The sequence below is a fragment of the Aridibaculum aurantiacum genome (assembly GCF_017355875.1).
GTDB classification, from domain to species: domain Bacteria; phylum Bacteroidota; class Bacteroidia; order Chitinophagales; family Chitinophagaceae; genus Segetibacter; species Segetibacter aurantiacus.
Genome location: NZ_JAFEWC010000001.1, coordinates 2199216 through 2219697, shown reverse-complemented (window position 1 = coordinate 2219697; position 20482 = coordinate 2199216). Strand labels below are relative to the sequence as shown.

At 40.1% G+C, this 20482-nt stretch carries 24 protein-coding genes; 11 read left to right on the top strand and 13 right to left on the bottom strand.

What is annotated here, in order from left to right:
- Window positions 1–361: 361 nt before the first annotated feature.
- Both J4N22_RS09300 and J4N22_RS09295 read left to right on the top strand, forming a co-directional pair.
- On the top strand, window positions 362–1108 hold the full coding sequence (locus tag J4N22_RS09300) for a hypothetical protein (protein ID WP_207493707.1): 747 nt from the start codon (window positions 362–364) through the stop codon (window positions 1106–1108).
- A 352-nt stretch (window positions 1109–1460) separates the two neighbouring features.
- Entirely contained in the window at window positions 1461–1682 is a 222-nt protein-coding gene (locus J4N22_RS09295; RefSeq protein WP_207493705.1) for a hypothetical protein, read from the top strand.
- A 201-nt stretch (window positions 1683–1883) separates the two neighbouring features.
- On the opposite strand, the gene J4N22_RS09290 is transcribed toward J4N22_RS09295, so the two are convergent.
- Window positions 1884–2672: an energy transducer TonB gene (locus tag J4N22_RS09290; RefSeq protein WP_207493704.1), complete on the bottom strand. Its 789-nt coding sequence runs from the start codon at window positions 2670–2672 to the stop codon at window positions 1884–1886.
- Between the two features lie 298 nt (window positions 2673–2970).
- Between J4N22_RS09290 and J4N22_RS09285 the strand changes: the two genes are divergently transcribed.
- Window positions 2971–4026 carry an endonuclease/exonuclease/phosphatase family protein gene (locus tag J4N22_RS09285; RefSeq protein ID WP_207493703.1) on the top strand — a complete coding sequence of 352 codons (1056 nt, stop codon included), beginning with the start codon at window positions 2971–2973 and terminating at the stop codon, window positions 4024–4026.
- 25 nt (window positions 4027–4051) lie between these two features.
- Here J4N22_RS09285 and J4N22_RS09280 read toward each other — a convergent pair whose 3' ends face one another.
- The 7 genes from J4N22_RS09280 to J4N22_RS09250 all read right to left on the bottom strand — a co-directional run bounded on the left by J4N22_RS09280 (window position 4052) and on the right by J4N22_RS09250 (window position 10840).
- The gene (locus tag J4N22_RS09280; RefSeq protein WP_242692110.1) at window positions 4052–4867 is read right to left on the bottom strand and encodes an aminoglycoside 6-adenylyltransferase; all 816 of its coding nucleotides are present in this window, start codon (window positions 4865–4867) and stop codon (window positions 4052–4054) included.
- A 253-nt stretch (window positions 4868–5120) separates the two neighbouring features.
- Window positions 5121–6533: a glycoside hydrolase family 28 protein gene (locus J4N22_RS09275; protein WP_207493702.1), complete on the bottom strand. Its 1413-nt coding sequence runs from the start codon at window positions 6531–6533 to the stop codon at window positions 5121–5123.
- A gap of 165 nt (window positions 6534–6698) precedes the next feature.
- A complete protein-coding gene (trhA, locus tag J4N22_RS09270) occupies window positions 6699–7352 on the bottom strand; it encodes a PAQR family membrane homeostasis protein TrhA (protein ID WP_207493699.1) in 654 nt (217 codons plus the stop codon).
- Between the two features lie 377 nt (window positions 7353–7729).
- Window positions 7730–8731: a tRNA (adenosine(37)-N6)-threonylcarbamoyltransferase complex transferase subunit TsaD gene (tsaD, locus tag J4N22_RS09265; protein WP_207493692.1), complete on the bottom strand. Its 1002-nt coding sequence runs from the start codon at window positions 8729–8731 to the stop codon at window positions 7730–7732.
- Between the two features lie 19 nt (window positions 8732–8750).
- Window positions 8751–9962, bottom strand: coding sequence for an ABC transporter permease (locus J4N22_RS09260; protein ID WP_242692109.1), 1212 nt, complete (start codon window positions 9960–9962; stop codon window positions 8751–8753).
- A 99-nt stretch (window positions 9963–10061) separates the two neighbouring features.
- Entirely contained in the window at window positions 10062–10238 is a 177-nt protein-coding gene (locus J4N22_RS09255; RefSeq protein ID WP_207493688.1) for a hypothetical protein, read from the bottom strand.
- Between the two features lie 131 nt (window positions 10239–10369).
- Window positions 10370–10840 carry a response regulator gene (locus J4N22_RS09250; RefSeq protein WP_207493686.1) on the bottom strand — a complete coding sequence of 157 codons (471 nt, stop codon included), beginning with the start codon at window positions 10838–10840 and terminating at the stop codon, window positions 10370–10372.
- Window positions 10841–11244: 404 nt separating this feature from the next.
- On the opposite strand from J4N22_RS09250, the gene J4N22_RS09245 reads away from it, so the two are divergent.
- Window positions 11245–11502 carry an acyl-CoA-binding protein gene (locus J4N22_RS09245; RefSeq protein ID WP_207493684.1) on the top strand — a complete coding sequence of 86 codons (258 nt, stop codon included), beginning with the start codon at window positions 11245–11247 and terminating at the stop codon, window positions 11500–11502.
- On the opposite strand, the gene J4N22_RS09240 is transcribed toward J4N22_RS09245, so the two are convergent.
- Window positions 11499–12707, bottom strand: a complete 1209-nt coding sequence (locus J4N22_RS09240; protein ID WP_207493682.1) for a glycosyltransferase — start codon at window positions 12705–12707, stop codon at window positions 11499–11501. The genes J4N22_RS09245 and J4N22_RS09240 overlap by 4 nt on opposite strands.
- Window positions 12683–13906, bottom strand: a complete 1224-nt coding sequence (locus J4N22_RS09235) for a lipopolysaccharide biosynthesis protein (RefSeq protein ID WP_207493680.1) — start codon at window positions 13904–13906, stop codon at window positions 12683–12685. Before J4N22_RS09235 ends, J4N22_RS09240 begins: the two co-directional genes overlap by 25 nt.
- 267 nt (window positions 13907–14173) lie before the next feature.
- On the opposite strand from J4N22_RS09235, the gene J4N22_RS09230 reads away from it, so the two are divergent.
- From J4N22_RS09230 to J4N22_RS09220, 3 genes are all read left to right on the top strand, one after another.
- A complete protein-coding gene (locus tag J4N22_RS09230) occupies window positions 14174–14437 on the top strand; it encodes a hypothetical protein (RefSeq protein WP_207493678.1) in 264 nt (87 codons plus the stop codon).
- Between the two features lie 113 nt (window positions 14438–14550).
- Window positions 14551–15111, top strand: a complete 561-nt coding sequence (locus J4N22_RS09225) for a hypothetical protein (RefSeq protein ID WP_207493677.1) — start codon at window positions 14551–14553, stop codon at window positions 15109–15111.
- A 123-nt stretch (window positions 15112–15234) separates the two neighbouring features.
- On the top strand, window positions 15235–16164 hold the full coding sequence (locus J4N22_RS09220; RefSeq protein ID WP_207493676.1) for a sterol desaturase family protein: 930 nt from the start codon (window positions 15235–15237) through the stop codon (window positions 16162–16164).
- On the opposite strand, the gene J4N22_RS09215 is transcribed toward J4N22_RS09220, so the two are convergent.
- Together J4N22_RS09215 and J4N22_RS09210 are read right to left on the bottom strand one after the other, a co-directional pair.
- Window positions 16161–17042 carry a DUF4349 domain-containing protein gene (locus tag J4N22_RS09215; protein WP_207493675.1) on the bottom strand — a complete coding sequence of 294 codons (882 nt, stop codon included), beginning with the start codon at window positions 17040–17042 and terminating at the stop codon, window positions 16161–16163. The two genes, J4N22_RS09220 and J4N22_RS09215, sit on opposite strands and share 4 nt — an antisense overlap.
- A gap of 51 nt (window positions 17043–17093) precedes the next feature.
- On the bottom strand, window positions 17094–17510 hold the full coding sequence (locus J4N22_RS09210; protein ID WP_207493674.1) for a hypothetical protein: 417 nt from the start codon (window positions 17508–17510) through the stop codon (window positions 17094–17096).
- Window positions 17511–17648: 138 nt separating this feature from the next.
- Between J4N22_RS09210 and J4N22_RS09205 the strand changes: the two genes are divergently transcribed.
- Entirely contained in the window at window positions 17649–18059 is a 411-nt protein-coding gene (locus tag J4N22_RS09205; protein ID WP_207493673.1) for an RDD family protein, read from the top strand.
- A 12-nt stretch (window positions 18060–18071) separates the two neighbouring features.
- On the opposite strand, the gene J4N22_RS09200 is transcribed toward J4N22_RS09205, so the two are convergent.
- The gene (locus J4N22_RS09200; RefSeq protein ID WP_207493672.1) at window positions 18072–18725 is read right to left on the bottom strand and encodes a YdeI/OmpD-associated family protein; all 654 of its coding nucleotides are present in this window, start codon (window positions 18723–18725) and stop codon (window positions 18072–18074) included.
- 98 nt (window positions 18726–18823) lie between these two features.
- Between J4N22_RS09200 and J4N22_RS09195 the strand changes: the two genes are divergently transcribed.
- From J4N22_RS09195 to J4N22_RS09185, 3 genes are all read left to right on the top strand, one after another.
- Window positions 18824–19069: a hypothetical protein gene (locus J4N22_RS09195; RefSeq protein WP_207493670.1), complete on the top strand. Its 246-nt coding sequence runs from the start codon at window positions 18824–18826 to the stop codon at window positions 19067–19069.
- A 9-nt stretch (window positions 19070–19078) separates the two neighbouring features.
- Complete coding sequence (locus tag J4N22_RS09190; RefSeq protein WP_207493668.1) at window positions 19079–19468, top strand: hypothetical protein; 390 nt, start codon at window positions 19079–19081, stop codon at window positions 19466–19468.
- Window positions 19469–19777: 309 nt separating this feature from the next.
- Window positions 19778–20443 carry a DnaJ domain-containing protein gene (locus J4N22_RS09185; RefSeq protein WP_207493666.1) on the top strand — a complete coding sequence of 222 codons (666 nt, stop codon included), beginning with the start codon at window positions 19778–19780 and terminating at the stop codon, window positions 20441–20443.
- Window positions 20444–20482 lie beyond the last annotated feature (39 nt).

Here is a 20482-nt window from a genome sequence, read left to right as displayed (position 1 = left end):
GCAGAATGGAACAAATGTAGAGGTAATCTGTTGCTCAATAGCATTGGTTCCCTTGCCAACACCACTACAAGTTAAAAGCTACAGAAGAATGCATTTATCAATGAATCATAATGAACACCCTGAACTACATACGCAACACAACTTTGTGTAAGATGAAAATATTTGTGGAGTTGAACTATAGAACTAAAAAGAAAATCGACTACTTTCAACCCTTCAAATGCAGGCCTGGCAAGGCTTTCATCTTCTAAACGCTTCTCTTCCAATCTTCTACGCAATATACTGGTACAATTTTTTTAATTGAATCTTATCCAATTATTCCATCGAATTGCCGTGCTTAAATTTTTTAGCATATCAATTCCCTATGACGCAACATCTCGTATCCCAAACGATTTTCTTTTTATTGCTTTCCTTTTCTGCTGTCGCACAAACCAAAGCTGACTTCAGATCACTCGCCAAGGCAGAAACCTTTGCTTCCCCTCTTCTATCAAATAATATCAATACTATTTCACTGGTGGATGTACCAAAACATATGGGTGAAACAGTAACCGTATGTGGTAAAGTTTACCAGGCGAAACTCTTAAACCATGTAAAGGGTAAACCAACCTTAATGAACCTTGGTGGCGCATATGCCAATGAGCGGGTAGAGATACGTATCAATTTCAACCAGCTTGCTCATTTCAATTATGATGTTGAAAACCTCTTTTTACAAAAGAATGTATGTATCACTGGCACACTTAGTAACAAACATGGATTTAACGAGATCTCAGTAGACACCTTCAGCTTGCATAAGATGATAAATGAAGCACTGGCTGAGCAGGTAACTATTGCTAAAACACCTGCTATTATGCGACTGCGTCTTCTTGATAAAGCATACCTGCTAGCGGGTCCAGGATGGGACGAACCAATTGTGACACATTTAAAGGCCGGCAGTGTAGTGATACCTGAATATACCATCAACGGATGGAGTTATGTAAAAGTTGCCGAGAAAGCCGATACAGGCGAAAAGCCGTTATGGATGTATGGCTTTATCAAAAGCTCAGTTGCAGGCCTTTCTAAAAAAGGAAAGCTGGCTGCTGATCAAAAACGTTTTTTAGGTCTACGGCTATAAATCGTTAAGTAATTATCACCTCTATTTATGAAAACCTTCCCCAACTCTAGTATCACCTTCTCTCTTTATTCGCGAAAAGGGCAAAAGCGATTATACGACTTACTGAGTCCTGCTTTATATAGTTACTGTTTAAAGTGTAGTCATAATGAATTAGCAGCTCAACAGCTACTGGTTAAAGGATTTATTGAATTATTGAACCAGCTACAACGTCCAGCCAATGTCGTTACCTCTTCCCACTGCATGCAGCGGTTTAAACTAATTGTAAATGCTATGAACACTCAACACTACAATATTGAATATTAGCAGGATAATATTTGGCATGGTATTTTTTACTCTTTATAAAAAATATCTTATGAAACAAACTTCTTTATTGTTGTTAGCAGCATTAGTTAATGTTGCTGCAATTGCTCAAAATGGTGGTGGTAGTGTAGATGTAAATTTAGGTACAGATGGTGGCGGCGGAGGCGGTGCAACCTGGATGTGGATCGTTGGTGCCGTAGTACTTGTTTTACTAATCGTTTTGCTGATGGGCCGTGGTGGCACTACACACAGAACTACTGTTATCAAGAAGTAATGAAAGTCAGTTTAAGAATAAAAAAAGGAGGATTTGTTTCCTCCTTTTTTGTTTATCCATTGCAGTTGGTCTCTTATGATGGAGCAATGAAAAGGAAACTGAACAGAAAACCCTTACTTCTGTACTATATCAACAGTTGGTTATGGTGCTAAACTCCAAACCAACTATCCTTTAAAGTAAACACTGTCAAAAGGAAGTAGTTTACAGCTCGACTAGATTAAAAGTAAGGTGCTGGATACATTGGTAGTACACGTTCTTACCATTTTGAAATGCTGGTACCCAATCAGGCATCTCACTCAACACACGTATGGCTTCTGCATCTGCACTTAACTGCAACGATTGTAACACCAACAGGTTCTGAACCTTCCCGCTTTTATTGATGATCATCTGCATTTTTACGGTACCACTCCTTGCCAGGTTTTGAGGCGATTTCAGGTTCTTCTCCAGGTATTTCCTGTAGTGTTGGGAGCCACCTTTAAAAACAGCTTCCTTTTCATCTGGGTAGCCTTTAATGCTCTGAATTGTATCGGTTTCAACTTTCGCCTGCTCAAATGTTTTTATTCCAGTCGCGTTGGTGATTGTTTTGTTTCTATAATCCTTGCGTTGTAGTTCCTTTCCCTTCTCATATTTTATGCTCAGGTAAATGCCCAAGGTGTCATCATAATAGTTCCAATCGCCATGCTTTAGCCGGTTGTGTACCATACCAGAAGAGTCAATCCTGCCCTTATCATCATACCAGGCAAACTCGCCTTCTGCTATTGTTTGATCCGCATCTTTATACGACTCTTGTCTCCACAAATATCCAGCACCTTTAAATATCCGGCTTACATACAACGAATCACCTATTGACGAAACTTGCATAATATAATCTGCAGTAGCAATATTCTTAACTGCTTCCCATTCTTTATCGTACAGGTAATATTCAAACTTTTGCTTTTGTGCAATTACACTTGCGGGAATGAGCAGGCACAATAAAATCAGGTATCTCATTAACTCAGCTAGTTTCGTTTATGTAAATGTTGGCTCCTGCAAGCTTAGGTAAAAAATCTTTATTAAATATGATAATACGATAATGGATCAATAAAGGCGGCAATTAATCATCATCATATTTGATATTCAAAAGTTGATCAATCTAAATGCATTGAACGAGAGATTTATTTTGATGTAACATGATCCTAGTACCATGAAAGGTGAAGTGCGAATTCGGCAAAATCCAACCAACGGGTGAAGTAGGCATTAGTACTTATCTTCACAAACAACACATACAGAATACATCCTTCCACCATCCATGAGAAAATTCCTTTTAGCGATCTCTTTTCTTTGGCTACTTCTTACACTACTGCCGCTTATACCCTTACAATACGGCTGGATAAGGATCTGGAGTTATCCAAGGTTGCAGCTTGCTGTGTTGATGATTATTACGTTGATCGGTTGGGCATTCATTCGATCATATGCAAAGAAACAACTTGTACTCATCGGGCTGTTATTGGTTGCCGCGTGCTACCAGTTATCAAAGTTTATTCCTTATACTCCTATCTGGAAGCCACAAGTTGTAGCTACAGAAAAGCATGATGAACAACAGCGACTCTCCATCCTTTTTTACAATGTACTTCAGTTCAACAAAAACACGCAAGCACTAATTGACCTGGCTAGATCAAATAATCCCGATATTTTACTTCTTGCTGAAACGGATGAATATTGGAGAAGTAATATGCATCCGTTCTATGCATTGTATCCATATAAAGTAGAAGTGCCACAAAGCAATACGTATGGCATGTGCCTGTACAGCAAACTTCCTTTAAGTGGTGCTGAAATAAAATATTTGGTAGAACCTGATATTCCTTCCATTCATACTTATGTGCAACTAAGATCGGGTCAGCGGGTGAAGATGTATTGCATTCATCCTGAACCACCCGATCTTAAAAAATCTACCAGCGATCGCGATGCAGAACTGGTACTGGTAGCAAAAGAGATTGGTAAGAAGAAAGAACCCGTAATTGTAGCAGGAGATCTGAATGATGTAGCATGGTCATCAACCACTACCTTATTCACCAAGTTAAGCAAGTGCAATGACCCAAGAGTAGGCAGGGGACTGTATAATACATTCAATGCAAAGTACCCGCTCTTTCGCTGGCCGCTTGATCACTTCTTTCTTTCCACGCATTTTAAACTAAACCAAATTGACCGGCTACCCAAGATCGGCTCAGATCATTTCCCAATGTTTATCAGCGTCACTTTCAACCCTGCATCAATGGATGAAAACAAACAACAGCAAGCCGATGAAGAGGATATGGAGGCTGCTTCTAAAAAGTTGAAAAACGAAAAAGCAGAGGATAAAGAATAATGATTTTCTTATCCACCCAGCCCCACTACAAACTAGTTGTAGCAGCAGCCAGTTTATCTTTAGAATTTGTGATCTCCTGGAAATACTCCATTACCTTTTGTTCAGTCTCCAGCTGTTTGGTGACTGAAGAAGGAAAAAGCTCTTCCCTCAACTGACAGTACAAGTTTACTGAATGCTGCAAACTTTCCAGCAGAGATTCCCTGGAATAAGCAGGCAATGTTCCACTTAATTTATCAAAGTCTTCTGAAGGTAATTGTGTCTCCACTTTACGCACACCTCTTGGCAAGTTCCCGTTTTTAATATGCAGCAAGGGGCCACATACAACCATGCGGAGAAAGCCAAAGAAATCAAACGCCTCCATGTATTCGCCACGCCCGATCTTCAGCAGCGTGTAATGAATCCAAATCCAAAAGCGATCTTCAATCCATTGGTAGTCGGGGTAAGGAAACTTTGCCTGAGTTTGTTCCAAAACACGCTGTAGTTGCTCTCCTTTATCCAGCAGGATAACAGGCGTTTCTATTCTTTCCCTAAACTCCTGGAGCGTTACAAACTTTATGTCAACATGCAAAAGGGGGTTGTCGTAAAGGCAAATGAACACCCGCGGTTCACCTACATGCTCACCTGTGAAACCAGAAAGGAAATGTCCAAACCGCTTTGCATACTCAAGCATTTTCAATTTGTCTGCGCCTACCTTTTCTTTCGTTACCAGAATAAGGTCAAGGTCAGAGAATTCATCGATTTCGTTTGTAAGCCAAGAGCCAGCAACAGCTAAACCTATAATGGTTTCATCATCTTTTACAACCTCTACAACATTCTCTGCAAACTTCATTTGTATGGTCATTATATAATCCTGTTGACTTTTTTGTATGAGTTCGCAAATTAGAAGTATTTGATATGTAGTGTTAGCCTTTCATCATGAAAATGAAGTAAAGAATGCATTGACAAGTATCTACATAATACAAGAGAGGCTAACTGTAACGTTAGCCTCTCTTGTATTATGTACTCTTATTCTATTTCAAACCAGCAGTAGTAATATAGCTCCGTCTCTAACCTCACTACTCAAACCTCATTCCTCATACCTGATACCTTGCAGCCTACAGCTCCACTTTCTTACCATTGATAATTACATTGGTAGCTGTAACATTGGTAGCGTTAGAAAATTTATACGGCTGCTTTACATTGTCTATTTTGATATCAATCAAGCGTATATTGGTAACCGGTGATTCTTTGTAACCTTCCAATAAAATACCTGTCTTTCCACCATTCTGAACCGTTACATTTTTCATTTCAATATTTCGTACAACAGGCATAAAGTTTCCGGTGTCTTCGTAAAACATAGTAGCTATAAACACCTGTTCTGCTACTTGCCCTACTGTTACGTTTCGCATGTATATATTTTCAATTACTCCACCCCTGGCAGTATTCGTTTTAATGCGCAATGCACGATCCAATTCAGGACTACTCATGTTGCAATCCTCTGCAAACACATTACGTACACCTCCACTTATTTCACTACCTATAACTACACCGCCATGACCATTAGCCATCTTACAGCCCTGGACAATGATGTTTTCGCTAGGCACATTGATGCGCCTTCCGTCTGCATTACGACCGCTTTTAATAGCTATACAATCATCACCCGTATTAAAGTAGCAGTCTTTGATCAACACATTTTTACAAGACTCAGGATCACAACCATCGTTGTTAGGTCCATTGCTGGTAACAGTTACTCCCTGTATGGTTACATTGTTGCAAAGCACCGGGTTCAGTATCCACATAGGTGAGTTGATAATGGTGACACCTTCAATCAGTACATTATTGCAGCGGTAAGGCTGTACAAACTGTGGACGCAGGTACGACCCGGTTCCAAATTTTCGCTCACTTACAGGTACACCATCTTCAGCCATTTTGAAAAGCGCAGCACGTTTATCCTTATCTACCTGGCTTGGTTGCCCTTTAACAAAACCATATTGCGTTTGACCTTTCCACGGCCACCAGTTGGTAGCATTGGCCATTCCATCCAAAGTTCCTTGGCCGGTAATGGCAATGTTGTTTTGTTCAAATGCATAGATCAGCGGAGAATAGCCCATAAGTTCTACACCTTCCCAACGGGTGAACACCAGCGGCAGGTAATCCTCTGGCTTAGTAGAAAAGGAAATGGTAGCTCCTTTACTTACATGAAGGTTCACATTACTTTTCAGGTGAATAGGCCCTGTAAGGAAATTTCCAACCGGCACCACTACCCTTCCGCCACCTTCTTTGTTACACACTTCAATAGCCTTTCTGAATGCTTCAGTATTTATTGTTTTGCCATCACCTACTGCACCATATTGGGTAATCACGTAGTCTTTATTCTTAAACGTCGGCGCCTTTATCTGTTTCAAGATAGATGGAAGTTGCTTCCATGGATCATTTTCAAAATTGTTACGAGAGGCAGATGGGCCAGAACAACTGGTTACACACACCAACGCACAAAGAGAAAGACAGAGGTTAATAATGTTTTTCATTGCGTGAAATTAATTCATTAGCGGTTAAACAACATGATGAAAGAAGGAGGACTGTATGAATTGTATCATTCACTATGAACTAATCAACGATTTCAGCATTCATATGCAGAATTAAAATCAGTTGAACATTGGTAACAGAAACTCTTCTAATCTTATATATACCTTCTAAGAAACTGTTTCTAAAACAGCCAAATAGTGAAAGATGCTGGCAACCAGTACAAAGAAGTGCCAGACGGCGTGGTGGTAGCGGTATTTTTTCCAAACATAAAAGATGACACCGATACTATACAAACCCACACCAGTCAAGATAAAAGTGATAACGGAGGAAGGCATACTATCGAACCACTTATTGAGCACAAACACAAACATCCAACCCATAGCCAGGTAAATAAACAGGGATATAATGAAGTACTTCTTGGCAAGAAATATCTCGAAGAAGATCCCAAACAATACAAGCGCCCACATAATCCCCAGCATTATAAAACCGGTACGATCGTACATGTAGTAGAGGATGAAAGGCGTATAGGTTCCGGCAATAAAGAAGTAGATACTGATCCTGTCGCACATTTCTAGCTTACATTTCACCTTCTCTTCTTTGAACCAGTGGAATAAGGTGGAGAAGACAAAAGTGGCCATGAAACAAGCGCCATAGATACCAACGCGCATCAGGTTGCTGATGTCGCTGTTCTTTGCTGCCAGCATAATAAGAAAAGGAATAGCTACGAGACCAAACAGTACACCAATAGCATGTATAATGGTATTCGCCAATTCTTCTTCCGGGGTAAAACAATCACTTGCAATGGGTAAATGCTTTGCCATCTTGATGTATTTATATTACATCGTGAAAAAATCATTCCAATACCAACCCAAAAAGCAGTTACGAGTGCTGGAGGAAACCACCTTTTTTGCGCGACGATTCTGGACATAATTAGTTGCACAGCAGGCGACACATTATATTCTTTAGCCAGCAATTGAGCTACCTCAATAGCCTTCTTTAATGACTCATTTAAGTTGTACATAAGGCAGTAGTTAGTAGCAGGTACTATAGAATGCTAAAACCTAAGTATAAATTTAGGTGTTGAGGCTATACCTTTTAGAAATGTATTATTCGTTGTTTTTGTAACAGCAATACAAATGTTCTCCAGGAACAAAATCATGAGTAGAAGCAAGAAGATAGGAAAAAAGATGGTATCAAATTACCATTCAGCTCTTGCGGAAGGAGTAGTTTGTAAGTCTTCAAAATCGTTTTGAAGAAACTTGTAATAGGCAGAAATGGCAATCATTCCAGCATTATCTGTGCAATATTGAAAAGCAGGTATGTAACTTTTCCAACCATACTTAGCAGCATATTCCTGTAGGGTATTACGCAAGCCACTATTGGCACTTACACCACCAGCTATACATACTTCACGAATGCCTGTTTCATCAACTGCTTTTTTAAGTTTACGCAGTAAAATAGAAACTATCCTATGCTGGATAGAAGCGCATACATCAGGAAGATTTTCTGCAACAAAATTTTCATTAGCCTGCTTTTGCTGCTGCAGAAAATATAATATTGAAGTTTTCAATCCACTAAAACTAAAGTTAAGGCCTGGGATGTTTGGCTCGGGGAATTTGAACTTATGAGGATCTCCAGCCTGTGCGTACTTATCAACCAGTGGCCCACCAGGATAAGGTATGCCAAGAAGCTTTGCAGACTTATCAAATGCTTCTCCTGCGGCGTCGTCTATTGTCTCACCCAGCACCTCCATTTCGTAGGGGCTATTGCAGCGGACAATTTGCGTATGACCACCACTTACAGTTAAACATAGAAATGGGAATGAAGGTGCAGGATCATCAATCAAATTAGCCAGCACGTGGGCCTGCATATGATGTACAGCAATCAGAGGTTTGTCTAATGAAGTAGCCAACGATTTAGCAAACTGCGCGCCCACAAGCAGACTCCCTATCAAGCCAGGTGCCTGTGTAAATGCGATAGCATCTACTTCTGTCAATTGAATACCTGCTTGTTTGATAGCCGTATCAACAACAGGAACTATTTTTTGAATATGTGCACGACTTGCAAGCTCAGGAACTACACCGCCAAATTCTTCATGCACTTTTTGAGTTGCAATAAGGTTTGAAAGAATCTTACCATCCTTGCATATAGCTGCACTTGTATCGTCGCATGAAGATTCTATAGCTAGGATGATTGGCATAAGATAGATATATAGGGCTTTATTTTGTTCTGATAGCTACTACCGGGTTCATTTTAGCTGCAATGCTTGCTGGAATTATACCTGCCAATACACCAACTACAAGACAAATAGAAATAGCCAATGTGAGCGTACCCAATGAAATGGTTATTGGAAATGGCAGTACAAACGTAAGCAACTTGGTCAGCAGGAATACGAGTATCAACCCGATGAAGCCGCCAAGAAGGCAAAGAAAAGCACTTTCTAAAAGAAACTCTGTAAGGATAGTAGAACTTTTGGCACCGATGGCTTTTTTCAAACCAATCTGGCTAGTTCTTTCACGAACTGTTACAAACATAATATTAGCCACTCCAAATGCACCTACAATCAATGATAAACCAGCAATAGCCCATCCGCCCAGGTTTATGGATCCAAAAATGGCACTGGTTTGTTCGCTAAAGGTGTTGATGTCGTTTAAGGAAAAATCATCTTCCTGTGTGGGGCTAAGGCGATGGATTGAACGCATGATACCACGCAGTTCATCTACCAATGCAGCTGATGAAGTTGCTTCACCTCCTTTTACCATAATGACTGGACTACTATTTTCAATATTGAAATGTGCAGCCATTGTTCTGAAAGGAAGAACGATTGCTTCGTCAAACTGCCAGCCGCCGCCCAGGAAGTTTGTTCCTTCTTTTTTTACCACTCCGACAACCCTGCATTTAATGCCATTGAAGCTTACATCTTTGCCTATGGCACGTTCTGCACTCACAAAAAGATTGGTAGCATTCTGATATCCCATAACAATTACTGGCGATGCTTGCTTGAATTCTGATTCTGAAATATATCGTCCGTGTTCTATGTTGATGGTGATAACATTGTTGAACTCATCGCTTACACCATAAGCATTTACTCCTGATAATGTTATATCATCATGCTCTACACTAACCATATTCCTGATAGAATAACTAACAGCAGATGCCAGTTGAGATCGTTCTTTTATTTCTTGCATTTCGCGGTACTTAGGATAAGGCCGCTTTATGAAACGCCACCATGGATAATCAGGGCCTCCACCATAGTCCCACTTGTCTACATAGATCGTATTGCTTCCTAACGTGTTTATATCATTCTGCACCTTGGCCTCCAGGCTTTCTACAGTTGCCAGTACACCTATAATACAAAAGATACCAATGGTGATACCAAACAAAGACAGGAATGTACGAAGCTTATTACTCCGCAATTCCTGTAATGCCATCTTGAAACTGTTCCAAGCAATAGTGATGACTGTGACCATGTTTCAAAAATACAATGTGAATCAACAGCTCACTATAAATATTACTTTGTGTAGAACAACTTATTGATCAGCGGGTTGACCTTCAGGTTCAGTGGGATCGGCGTCTACCTTTTTACCTGCCAGGTCTGCTTTATCAACCTGTTCTTGATTATCCTGGTTATTATTTGGATCACCATCAACCTGTGAACCTACTTCACCTACTGTCTCTTTATCGTTAGGATTATTGCTTGTACTCATAACATGATTTTCATGAACGAGTAATAAGACTATGCCACAACATTTGCAGGATAGATGTATAAAAGAAGATTCTAGAGGGTGTTGAATCTACTTGCTACTGGTACTTAAATAAAGAATGAAAGCAGAAATGGCTAGTGAGTATTCAGTTGATCTTCGTCAACATAGATTACGAACTCCTCGCGAGGTAGTGGTTGAAACTGTGTCCAATCAATGGTACAGATCTTCTTTACTACTTCTACCAGGCCATCAAAATCATTAGGTTTAACAACAAACAGGTTAGCTCCGCGTATATAGCACTTGTCAATGTAGTTGTTGTTGCGTGTGGTGGAGTAAATAACCAGCGGAAGATGCTCATAACCGGCGGTACTGCGAATCTCTGACAGCGCTTCAATGCCATCTTTATAAGGCATGTTTAGGTCTATCAATACCAGGTCAGGCAACGGGTTTGTTTTCAGAAAATGGATGAGACCATTCCCGTCTTTTGCCTTTGAGAGTTTTATGTGTAAGCCTGCATGCTCCAATGCTTCATTGAACAGGTATGATTCATCAGAGTCATCATCAACGAACAATACATGCAAAGGCTTTGCAAAATCATTTTTCATAGGTCTCCTGGTAATGGGGGTTTAATTACGTAGGATTAGTACAGCTGACAAATATAGGGTATTAACCTGCAACTACTGCAGATTACAAGGTTAGTTGAAGAGATGAGGTTTCTAGCTTGCTATAAAGTGTAACACAAGGAAATTGGTTATTAATATATTACTTATCATGTTCTGCTGTGCATACAGAAAATTATCATGTGTTAAAGTTATCTAAAGAGGGTGCACTGTCCTTTCACTTCAAGAGCAATAGGCGGCAGATGCATTGGTGGTGAATGCATGTGGAATAAGTAAATCATAGTTAGTTCGATAGCTTATGCATTGCAACTCGGGTTCGTGTCAATTTTATCACCACCACCAATTGTTTGTGGTCAATACGCTATTTTCGCGGTCGAAAAACTATATACATGGATGTGAAGACCCTGTTTGAGCAAGCTGTAGAAGATAGCGAAAATCTAAAAGATAGACCTAGCAACGACACACTGCTTCAACTGTATTCTTTTTATAAGCAAGCCACTACAGGCGATGTAAATGTAGATCCTCCTGCTAATCCTTTTGATTTTGTAGCCAAAGCTAAATATGAAGCCTGGGCTGCGCTTAGAGGAAAATCAAAAGAGGAAGCGCAACAAGATTATATCAACCTTGTAAACAAGTTGAAAAACTAGTCTGCAATTCTTTTATAAATCTCGTTCATCTGCAGGCCAACTGCTTCATAGCTGAAACTTCTACAAGCAGTTTCAGCTATTTTTTTTCTGTCATAAGTTTTATTGAACGAGAACATATAGTTGAAAGCCTCGGTAAGTGAATCTTCATTTTCGCTATCCAGCAAAATTCCATTTGTTTCATCTATCACTTCAGCTATACCTCCTACTCTTGTACTTATAACAGGCTTACCACAACAAAGCGCTTCCAGGATTACGCAAGGAAGATTTTCGTAACGGCTAAACAGTACCAATGCATCCGCGTTCTTCAATTGCGCTGAAACTTCTTCATAGGTGATGTTTCCTGTAAACTTTACAGAGCTCTCCGCCAATCCTAACGAACGTGCATACTTCATCACGTCATCAGAAGCTGGCCCCACCATAGTCAGGACGGTACCTTTATGTATTGCATCAAAAGCTTCAAAAGCACGCAGCAAGCCTTCAGGATTTTTCTGATAATTCATCGTGGAAATATGTATCCACTGGAATGGTGCTTGCACCTCTTGCCGCTCTTCGTAAAAGAATACACCTGTATCGACCACATTTGGAATTACAGAAGATCTCACCTCTCCTACCAGCTTTTTTACCTGCTGTTCAAGGTTGTGGGTAACAGGTAAAAAATGGTGAAGGTTCTTGAATATTTTTCGAACAAGCGTGCGGAAAACAATGTTTCGTTTGAGCAAAAAACCTGGATCTGCAGCATAATAGATGGTCCAGTTTTCTGTGAGGATATACGGCCTTTTCCAAGGCCTGCTTAACAACCAGCCACCAAGGCCACCTCTTATTACTATATAACAATGCAATAGCTTCGGCAGTCCCCATTGTTGCTTTATTTTATCAGCAAAATGATAAAGTAGTTTTACATAGGTAGAATGAGACTGTATGATATCCCATGCCTTCCACTTTTCACATGGATATACAACCGTTATTTCTACAACCTTATCCGTTAGCTGGGTATATCTTACTTCAGTTTTGGTAAGTGTGTTAGTAAGATCCTTTCCAACATATAGTACCACCTGTGGTGTATAAAGACCAGCCGCTTTCACATGCCGCTGGTTAAAATCTCCAGGCATAGGATCAAGCCATGTAGGATACCACCCGGGCAACACCAACACATAGTCCTCACCAGGTAGTTTCAGTTCACTTATGGAAGAAACGTTTTTACCCATTTGATATCGGCTTTAGTAATGCGCCAGTACTCGCTGATGTGTACCGGGTGTTCTTTTTTTAGAAAATAAAATGAATACAGGAAGTTGACGATATAACCAGCGCTGCTAACAACTGCAGCAGCTTCCATACCATACCTTGGGATGAAAATAAAATCGCCTACCAGTATAACAACAAGCGCCACTGCAGCTCCTTGCACATTCACTTTTACTTTGTTGATGCCTCCAAAGTAGGCGCTTAAAATAAACAGATTGCTTAATGCCCAAATCCCAGGTGTAAGCAGTAGAAACGGCCAATACATTTTTTGAAAAGTATAACCAAACACCTGCGTGAATACCCACTGGCCAGTGAAAGCAACAATGATGAACATAAGTATAAAGAGAAGCGTGATCAGGCGGCCTATACGCATGATGTTCTCTTTCATGACAGTGCGCTCCATGCCGCCAGCTATATTTGGGAATACCACACTTGAAATAATGGTTGGTATGATCAACAGCATTTGCCCCAGCTTTGACACCTGTATATAGTTTCCAAGGTCATCAAGCGAACAATACTTTTTCACAAACCAGTAATCAACCCTGTACACCAGGAAGAATATAACATTAGCAGCCAGTGCTACAAGAGCATAATTCACCAGCAACTTTGATTCGCTCAGCTTCGGAAGATGGATATAGTTCCAGCTTTTCTTCTTAATGATGAATGCTACGGCTAGTACCAAACCAGTAAGAAGAATATACCCAAAGTACAGTTGAACAATGAGTGCAGAATTAGTATCACCTACGCCTATCTGTTTTGGAATGATGATAATGATGATCGTGTTCAACAACACCATGAGAAAGTTAGGCAGGAAGAAGTTCTTATTGGCGTAGAACAGGATAGTAAAGAAGTTGGTGAGCTGTATACCTACTATATAAGTAACACCATAAAACAGGTACTGTGCACGGGTTATGGCAGTAGAGTCTTTATACCGGCCAAAGTAGAACCACAAACCTGCAAACACGATGACACCAACAACAGCTGTCCATGCAAGGGAGAACCACGCAAGGGCACTATGGTTTACGGCATTGTTCGACCCATAGTAGTTCACCCCATTTTCCATGGTAAGACCAACCAGTATAACAAGAAAGGAAAAGTTATTAGTGAGATAGAAAACCCAACCTGCATTGCCAGCTTCAAGATACCGCGAAAGGAATATCTGCATGACCAGGATCGTAAAAAAATATAAGCCCCTCCAGATAAGACTCTGCGTAACCTGTTTCTGAAAACTCATCAGCTGATAACCAAGATTAGCGGCTAAAGTACAATAGTTTCAACAAGTGCAACGGGTGATGATAGTCCCACTCACAACAACAACCTGTTGCGGAATAATTTTTTAAGAGTCTGAACTACAATCGAAATATACTAACTCTTAAACATTGAGTACCTTACTAATCAATTGAACATTTTGATCATAAATCAATCTTTAGCTATGACAAATATGCCTAATGAAACCATTGACCAACAAGCTTCTCTTGAAGCGCTTGTAGCAGGTCCTGTAGAAACTCCAGGGATTGATCCTAAAGAGAAACCCGAAGTAGAACCCGACCAGCTGCCTGAAGAGGATCCGGGTATCCAGCCAGGTAAAACACCGGGCAAAGAAGATGATGAGGACGACGACGAGGATGATCCATTTTCTGAAAATGAAATAGGTGACGATCCTGATGAAATAAAAAAGAAGACTACCATCATGTAGCTGTGTTAAAATTGAAGGCAGGTGTATAACTAATTTACCCTGCCTTCAATATTCCACAGCGGCAGTGCCTACAGATATGTTGGCTACTTTAGAGCATCAATAAATCCAATAATATGATGAGGCAACTGCTGGTTTCATTTTGCTTGTTACTGTTTGTTCAACAAGGTCAGTCGCAGTTTTACAAATCCATTCTTCCTTCTCCGGAATTTAATAATGCACTTGAAAAGATAGTGCTCGACTTCAGGTTGGATTATAAAAATATTCAAGGCGAACTTGTAGATAAACGTGGTGAAGTAGACGTGTATGCCTCCTCTATTACCATACCTGGCGCACAGGATTGTAAGATCTTACGCTTCCATTCTGCAAAAGATACTACTGCAAGCTGGCAGGCAATTGTGTACAATGGCGAGGAATATAAAGATGCAGTTAGAGCTTACGAGAACACATGCAGGTTGATAAAGAAAAGCCGCATCAAGTGGATAGACAGAAGCATAGTAACTTTTACAGGAAGTATACAAGCACCGCGTGAAGAAATTAGATTTACCAGCACTACTCTACAGATTGATTTGGAAGATGATCGCTACAGAGGTTTCGAAGCACAGGTAGACCTGATCTCAACTTATACCGGCTTCGAAGTACAACTGAACCTGCATAAGAAAGTGAAGGAATATTAGCAGGCGTTATCATGATCCTTGTACAGCTTACTAGAATTAAATCTTGCTAAAAAAGGTTGACAGATTTTGCTACCTGTTGCACCTGCATCATATCTGCTATTATCTTTATAGAAATACGATTCGATGCCTCCAGCCGTCTTACTATATGCCATACCCGCATTTGTCATTCTTGTGGTGGCCGAATGGGTCTATAGTCACAAAGAACAAAAGCAACTTTACGAGATAAAAGATGCTTTTAGCAGCATGGCTTTAGGTATTGGAAATGTATTATCTGGCTTCGTTTCTAAAGCTTTGGTTTTTGGATGTGCTACGCTCATTTACCAATACAGGTTGTTTACTTTAGAAAGTTCTCTGTGGTGGGTTTGGGTACTGGCTTTCTTTGCAGATGATATTAGCTACTACTGGTTTCACCGCTCCAGTCATCATGTTCGTTTTTTCTGGGCATCACATGTAGTACATCATTCTTCGCAGCATTATAATTTGGCTGCAGCGTTACGTCAAACATGGACTGGAAATTTTACCGGCAGTTTTATCTTTTGGATGTGGATGCCTCTTGTAGGATTTCATCCTCTTATGGTCATGCTTATGCAACAGTTTAGCTTGATCTACCAGTTCTGGATACACACGGAGACAATCAATAAAATGCCTCACTGGTTCGAATTCATTCTCAATACACCTTCTCATCACCGGGTTCATCATGCAACGGATCTCAAATACCTGGATAAAAATCATGGCGGCATTCTCATCATTTGGGACAGGTTGTTTGGCAGTTTTCAGCCTGAGGAAGAAAAGCCAACTTATGGCCTGACGAAAAATGTGAACAGCTTCCACCCGGTAAAGGTTGCATTTCATGAATGGGAAAACCTGGCTAAAGACATTGCTCGTGGCAGATCGCTGAGCAATGCCTTTAAGTACCTGGTAAATCCACCTGGCTGGAGCCATGATGGTTCATCTAAAACAACCAACCAGATACGAAATGAACTTCCTGCTGTTTCAATTTTCAATAAAAAAGAAACTAGGAAAATGCATCACGAAAAGAATGAAGTTGTTTAGTTCAACCGCTTCAATAGAATTCTTTTAAATGATCTTCTCCAAAAGAATATAACTGCCAGTAGCAGAACGATTGGCCAAATAGTGATCATAAGTAAAACAAAACCTGAAACTATTGCTGCACCATTTTCAAACGCCTGTACTAGCTTACTGAAAAAACTGTTAGGCTCATCTTGGGGCAGTTGCTCAGATAACGTTTGAAAATAGGTAAGATGAATAGTGCTATAAGCAGCTTGTTTACCAAGGAAAGCTACCCTGCCTGTTGCTGACTCTATTGATTCCTGCAGCTCATTTATTTCGTTTTGAACCTCCAGTATTTCCTTCATATTCTTTGCTTGCTTTAGCAGGTCATAATATTTATCTCTTACTTGCTGCTTAGCTACAATACGAGCCTTGGTATCAACTATTTCACCAGTTACATCTTCAGTATTTATTCTTCTCTCCCACACTTTTATACCATCTCCACCCAGCGTATTCATTATCGTTTCAAAATGTTCAACCGGAACCTTTATCGTTAATATATTTTCAATCTTATAGCTATTGTCATTTTGTTGTTCCTGCGATATGTAAGCACCATACCGCCGTATATTGTTGTGTATAGCCGTATTGAATTGATTATAATCTTTTAGCTCTAATCTTACATGTGCCGTCTTGATGATCTTCTTATCCCAATCCTGGTTTCCTGCAGGTTGCCCTGCATGATATACAGTTGTATCACTTGCGTTAGAATGATTAAAAGGCGCATCAGCAACTGGTGTAGGACTCTTTTGTTCCATTAATGTAACGTCACTCGTAGTTATTTCGGACGTACCTTCTGGTCTGTTACATGAGGAGGCTAGCACAGCCATTACTATGGCTATGAATAAGTAAGTTAGTTTCATAAAAATGTTTTGTTTTAGATGCTGGAAAAAGAGCTTTACATAAATGAAGTATTATTTATTCCGGCTAAGATGCAGAATGGTAGAGTCAGAATAAATGATCTGCATAATGCTGCTGCTAATGGGCCTATAGTAAAATATTTCAGCTGGTTCATCCCTAACAGCTATTGATTTATTGGTAGTATCATTTTTTATCAAAATAGTGTCAGAATGTTCGCCAGGCATGATGGCTACAATAGTATCGTCCTTAAAGTGAAGCTGCATATTTAGCTTGTTCATACTATCGGTGGCTGCAAAGAGCATCAGCGCCGGAAACAGGCTACTGGTATCTTTCCCGGGAGTGATGGAATCTAAATTCCAGTGACCATTCAAAGTAAAATTTGCTTTCTCTGTTTTTGAGGCTACCATAAATTCACAAGAGGGCATAGCAATAGCAGTTGCCAATAAGGCAATGAAAATTTTGGTACACATGATGGTGTGTTTTGTGGTGGGAAAATATTTTGAAGTGTAGGCGCTTACAACCCTTTATATCATGAGTGCATAGAATGTAACCCACCGAAATCTGTTAAAAAAGTTATTACATTACATCCTTCTTTAAGCACCTAAACCATGAATAAAACGCTCCATCAAAATACTACTTCTCTTAAGGAAGCATCAAAGAAAAAGCGTTTGATCAACTTCATTATTGATACAACAATATGGTTCCTTCTTTTGAATTTTCTAGGCTATTTAGCAAGGGAATATTCATCTTTGGAATACGTATTTATGGCGTTGATGTGGGCCTTGATGTTTGGTGCTTATTCCATCACTACAGAATATTTTTTGGGCAAAACGCCTGGTAAATATTTCACCCGCACAAGAGTTGTATTTAAACAAAATGTAGAACCTGAATTCAGGCTAATCCTCATCCGAACATGGTCACGTGCATTACCATTCGAGTTTCTTTCGCTGGCTTTAGGTGCAGATGCAAAAGCATGGCACGACACGCTTTCTAAAACAATGGTGGTCGATGATCATTAACACAAGTTGGTGTTAGATATTTCTTGGATTCTTCCAGCGCTTCAGCAATCTTTCTACCGTGCCTTCTATGCGTTGTTTTCTTGTCTCTTCCCGCTTTGCTGATACCACCCACTCTACGTATTCTTTTTTATTGCTAAAAGATAAACTGGCAAAGAAATTAGTTGCCTCTGTATTGGCAGCAATAGCTTCATCAAGATCTGGCGGCAGTGTTACCTGCTTGGTAGTAGCATCTATAAATTTGGTTATCTCCCGTTCTTTAGGTTTAGCTGATTTACTTCCTGTACTGCTTTTCAATCGCATACCAAATGCTGACCAGGTCTCATTGAAAGATATGAGGGTGAGAAATTGGAACTGGCTATACTGCTGGAAAATCTGCCAGCAACTATCCCTGTTCAAGTCAGTTTGAATTTTAGATGAACCCTTTGGAAAGTATATCCAGCAGACTATGTTTCCTACCACCAGTTCCAGCACCTTTGGCAGGTCTTCATGTAGTGCTGCTTTGTCTTTTACAAACCAATGTAGTTGATCAAAGTGCGCCGCATCTTCAGTTACCACTACTTCGGCAGGGAGTGGCGCTAAGAGTTCAGCAAAATCTTCCGGCGCATGCAGAACTCTTATTACAGATGCAGGTTGTATTTTCAATTTTTGTACAAGCGATTGGGGCATGCGAGTTTTTTTAAAAGGCAAAGTAAGTTTGAAGCTGCCAAACTTAGCATGTTTATACATAGGTTTCACCTGCAGAAGAAGATGATTTACAACGAGGTATGGCACAGTTTTACTGGCTACAAAACAAAAAATTACTGATGGCAGAACTGGAAGGAGAAGGCATTAAAGAGATGATCATAAACCGGTTGAAGCTTCTTAAAGAATGGGTAAAGCCAAATCCAAATGATACGCTGCTGGTTCAATCTCTTAAAATGATCTACAAAGCAATTGCTGTGTTGATCCTAATTGCTTTCTCGCCTGTCATTCTGGTAATACTGGTGTTTGTATTTTTTGCAGCATTATAAATTGTTGATATGGCCATCTTGCGTTCACCTGTTTTCATCATCTGCCTGGTGCTGTTCATCATTCACCAGGTAATGCAGAAAGGAATGAATATGCACCATCCTTTTATGGATAGCTACCTCGATAACCTGGTGGCGATGCCAGTTATCCTAACGCTATTACTTGCAGAACGACAATGGCTGTTTAAGAAAGGAAATACCTATAGGTTGCCTGCGTTAGATATTGCGTTGGCCACTTTATACATCATACTGATAACGGAGATACTCTTTCCACTGTTCTCAGAAAAATTCACTGGCGACTGGGTGGATGCGATCTGCTATGCATTGGGTAGCCTGCTGTTTTATTTCACCATCAATAAAATTTCCTCAACTACAAGAACTACCAGCAGTGAACACACATAAAAAAGCCGGTACAAAGAATTGAACCGGCTATCTTCTTAAATGGCAAAACAAATTAACTGACTAAACCATAGAAAAAGTACGACATCCTGACGGAACTTACAACCCTAATTATGTTATAGCCTCATATTTTCATCCTCACATTGATGCTACTTTACTTGCTGTTCGTGCGGTAAAATCCTATTACTTTGCTATTAATTCTTATACAAATATTAGCTGATTACCATATCTAGGCTTCTTTAGTAAAATAATTATTGGCAGGAAGTTTATGTTGTTTAAAAGGATGGCTTCAATACCATTAGAAACCGGCAAATGAGGAAAGATTATTATAAGATATTGGAGGTGTCGCCAAATGCGTCTGCTGCCGATATCAAGAAATCATACAGGCGATTGGCTTTGAAACACCACCCTGACAAGAACAACGGTAACAAACTTTCCGAAGCGCAATTCAAAGAAATACAGGAAGCGTACAGGATACTGGGAGATGAAAAGAAAAGAACAGAGTACAACAACAGGAATAACCATTTCGCTTATTCATCTACCAGTAAGCAGAAGAAAAATCAACCTCCGGTAACGCCTCATTCTATCATGTTGCAGGCAACCGACCTTAAACGGAAAGTTACCATGCTGGATCCCTACCGGATGAACAAACTTGCCGTTTACCAACAGATAGAGCACCTGCTGTCTGATCACAACATCAACATTTTGCAAAGCTTCAGCGATGCGCGTATCAACAAAAGGATCATTGATGACATTTTGGTAAGCGCACGTTTTCTACCTTATGTGCATGTAGAAAGAATATGCTTTCAACTGGCAGCTATTGCCGGTACAGACAATGCATTGTACCGACATATTTACAACTTCTCCAAACAGGCACGGCTACATACTTATTGGAACAAGTATAAGATACTGGCAGCCATCATTGCTGCCATCATACTCACCTTCGCCATCTTCAGGCTTAGCCTACTCGATGTTTAATTGCCGAACCTTTTGCTGACAGCCTTGTTTTCACATCTG